Origin of the sequence: Peterkaempfera griseoplana (genome assembly GCF_001418575.1) — a bacterium.
Lineage (GTDB): Bacteria > Actinomycetota > Actinomycetes > Streptomycetales > Streptomycetaceae > Peterkaempfera > Peterkaempfera griseoplana.
Map to the genome: position 1 here is coordinate 654 of NZ_LIQR01000027.1, position 2,112 is coordinate 2,765.

Genomic DNA, 2,112 nt, shown 5'->3' on the forward strand with positions numbered 1-2,112 from the left:
GGGGATGCCGGGGCCCTCGTCCAGCACCTCCAGGACCAGCCCGCCGGGCTGCCGTCCGGCGCTGGCCAGCACGGTGACGGTCCCGTTCGGCGGGCTGTGCTTGCAGGCGTTGTCCACCAGGTTGGCGACCACCTGGTGGAGCCGCTCGGCGTCCGCGACCGCGGTCAGCCCGTCCGGCGCCACCTGGAGGTCCAGGGTGACGTCGGCGCGCCGCTTGGTGGCCCCGCCGGAGGTGGAGCCGTCCACCGTGACACCCCGCAGCACCCCGGCCAGGAACGGCTGTACGGCGAACTCCCGGGCGTCCAGCGGGACCACCCCGTCGGAGATCTTCGACAGGTCCAGGAGGTGGGCGACCAGCCGCCCCAGCCGCTCGGTCTGCTCCAGCGCGGCCGACATGGTGGCCGGATCCGGCCGCACCACCCCGTCCACCACGTTCTCCAGCACCGCGTGCAGCGCCGCGATGGGGGTGCGCAGCTCGTGCGACACATTGGCGACCAGCTCGCGGCGGTGGCGGTCGGCGGCCTCCAGATCGGCGGCCATCCGGTTGAAGGTGACGGCCAGCTCGCCCACCTCGTCCCGGGAGGTGGCCTCGACCCGCCTGCTGTAGTCCCCTGCCGCCATCGCCCTGGCGGCCGCCGTCATGTCGCGCAGCGGGGCGGTCATGCCGTTGGCGATCATCTGCATGAAGAGCAGCGAGGCGATCATCGAGAAGATCATGATCACCCGGATCCGGGTGTCGGACTGCACGGCGATCACCACCATGCCGCTGGCGACCACCACCGAGACGATCACCAGCACGGCCAGTTTGGCCTTCACCGATCGCATCGGGTCCAGCGGCCGGATCTCGCTCCAGACCCGCCGTGCGGCGCGGCCCAACAGCCCCGGCCGGCGGCCGCCCTGCTCCAGCCGTTCGCTGTACGTCATCGCGGCCCCCAGCTCACTCAGGTCACCGCCCCGCGCCCCCGGTCAGGGGGTGGGGGCCTCCAGGGCGTAGCCCACGCCGTGCACGGTCCGGATCCAGTTGGCGCCGATCTTCCGGCGCAGCGCCTTCACATGGCTGTCCACGGTGCGGGTGCCGGAGGCGTCCGTCCAGTCCCACACCTCGGCCAGCAGCTGCTCCCGGGTGAGCACCGCGCGCGGCTGCTGCGCCAGGCAGGCCAGCAGGTCGAACTCGGTGGGGGTCAGATGGACGTCGGACCCGGCGACCCGGACCCGGCGCTGCACATGGTCGATCTCCAGGTCGCCGAGGCGGATGGAGCCGGTCGCCGGGGTGCGGGCGGCCAGCTGCGCCCGCTCCACGCGGCGCAGCAGCACATTCACCCGGGCGGCGAGCTCCCGCATGGAGAACGGCTTGGTCATGTAGTCGTCGGCGCCCACGCCGAGGCCGACCAGCATGTCGGTCTCGTCGTCGCGGGCGGTCAGCATCAGCACCGGGACGGGGCGCTGCGCCTGGATGCGGCGGCACACCTCCAGCCCGTCGAATCCGGGCAACATCACATCGAGGACCACCAGATCCGGTTGCCAGGTCTGGAAGCAGTCGACGGCGTTGGGGCCGTCGTGCGCCACGGCGACCTTGAAGCCCTCCGCGCCGAGCCGGGCCGCGATGGACTCGGCGATCGTGGGTTCGTCCTCGACCACCAGCACCCGACGCTGTGCACTCGGGTTGCCGTTCTCCTGCTGCTGCATCTCTGTCACGGTCACGCCACCGCCCCCAGGGCCTGCGGGTCCCGGAACTCCCTCGGGGGAGCACCGGTCCTGCTCTCGTCTCGTTCCGTCAGCTCCAAGCCACGGTGCCGTGCCTGCCCGCCGCGCGCGGCCCGCGCGGTCCGGAGTGTGGGGCTCCGGTCCCGCGGGTGGCCGACGAGGGGATCGCGGCCACCGTGCGCAGCGTATGTACAGGTCGTGTCTCCCGGGAGAGGGTCCGGGCACAACCGGACCGCACGCCTCATCGGGACGGCACAGCCCGACACCTTACCCAGCGATCATTCCACTTGTGATGCCAGGTACACGACATCGGGGGCGCCCCGATCCACCTGGACGTCCAGCCGGCGCACCCGGGGGAAGCGTGCCCGGAGCCGTTCCTCGAAGTCCGGCGCCGGTGCGGCGCTCCAC

The 2,112-nt window shown here is 72.4% G+C and carries 2 protein-coding genes; both read right to left on the reverse strand.

Annotation, left to right across the window (positions count from 1 at the left end):
* A partial coding sequence (locus AOK09_RS02190; RefSeq protein ID WP_245687076.1) for a sensor histidine kinase occupies nucleotides 1-924 on the reverse strand: 924 nt, incomplete at its 3' end.
* A gap of 42 nt (nucleotides 925-966) precedes the next feature.
* Nucleotides 967-1,686, reverse strand: a complete 720-nt coding sequence (locus AOK09_RS02195) for a response regulator transcription factor (RefSeq protein WP_055585372.1) — start codon at nucleotides 1,684-1,686, stop codon at nucleotides 967-969.
* Nucleotides 1,687-2,112 lie beyond the last annotated feature (426 nt).

What these genes read in the sequence shown, in the direction of transcription:
- AOK09_RS02195 (WP_055585372.1), bottom strand. Translation starts at nt 1,686, where the DNA reads ATGCAGCAGCAGGAGAACGGCAACCCGAGTGCACAGCGTCGGGTGCTG.